Source organism: Pseudomonas sp. 44 R 15 (genome assembly GCF_900004965.1).
In the GTDB taxonomy this organism is placed as follows: domain Bacteria; phylum Pseudomonadota; class Gammaproteobacteria; order Pseudomonadales; family Pseudomonadaceae; genus Aquipseudomonas; species Aquipseudomonas orientalis_A.
The window spans coordinates 1-1,151 of record NZ_CVTU01000025.1; the positions used below are offsets into that span (position 1 = coordinate 1).

The 1,151-nt window shown below is 58.8% G+C and carries 1 protein-coding gene; it reads right to left on the reverse strand.

The window, feature by feature from the left end; translation table 11 throughout:
* Positions 1-1,151, reverse strand: a 1,151-nt coding sequence (locus tag BFP93_RS02065) for an RHS repeat domain-containing protein (RefSeq protein WP_141687932.1), incomplete at both ends; no start/stop codon positions are given.

A 1,151-nucleotide genomic window follows, 5' to 3' on the forward strand; every position in this document is an offset into this window, starting at 1 on the left:
ACGTCGAGGCGGCTGATTTCGCCGTAGGCGCGGTGGTGCGCGGACCAGACGATTTCACCGTCGGGCGTGGTGAGTTCCTGCGGTGTGCCGAGGTGGTCGAGTTGGTAGTGGTAGGGCTTTACGTCTTCCGGCCCGAAGCCTTCCAGCAGTGCCAGCGGGCGGAAGCTGTCGGGTTCGTAGAGGTAGCTGCGATGACGTTCCGCATGGTGTTCGGCGATCAGCTTGTCGCCTTGCCAGAAGAACTCTGTGGTTTTCTCTTCTATGGTTTTGCTGATACGTCGACCAAACGGGTCATAGCGATAGCTTGCGGTTTGGCCGTTGGGCTTGGTGAGGCCGATCAGCCGGTGCTGGCAGTCGTAGCGGTACTCGGTGACGAGTGCATGACCCTTGCCACGCCGTTCTCTTATTAGATTTCCAAAAGCGTCATAGTCGTAATGGTGACCGCCTTGGATCATCAGGCGATTGCCCGCCACGATGTCCGGCCCCGGCCTGTCTTGCATAAGCAAATTGCCGGCGGGGTTGTGGCCGAAACGCTCCTGTACGTCTTGCGAGTGATCGGCGCGGGTCAGGCGGTTTAGTGGGTCGTAGCGGTAACGGTGTTCGCCTTTGCGGGTGTCGATCAGGCGGGCGAGGTTGCCGGCTTTGTCGTAGTCGTATTGGCGTTGGTAAAGGTGGTTTCCTTGCTGGGTGACGGCGTGGGCGTGCAGGCGGTTTTGGTCGTCGTAGTGGTAGTGGCTGAGCAGTTGGCCTTGTTGGCGTTGGTGTTCGCGACCTGCATGGAACAGGTGGGAGGTCAGCAGTGAGCCATTTAGCTCGACGGTGGCCAAGTGGCCGGCTTTGTCGTGGTTGAAGGTCAGACGGTTATTATCCGGCAGGCGTAAATGCTGAAGTTGGCCGCAGGCGTCATAGCCATAGCGCAAGGTGCCCCAGCCCTGATGTTCAGCAGTGAGACGGTTTTGTTTGTCGTACTCGTAGGCCAGCGCCCAGTGGCCGTCTTCGACGCTGAGGAGGTTGCCTTGGCGGTCGTAGGTGTAGTCGACCGTATTGCCATCGGGGAGGATTTTTCTTACAAGACGACCGGCATGGTCGCGCTCGTATTGGGTAATAAGCTGACTGCCATCGTCGCCGTGTTCGGTCTTTTCCAGCAGGTT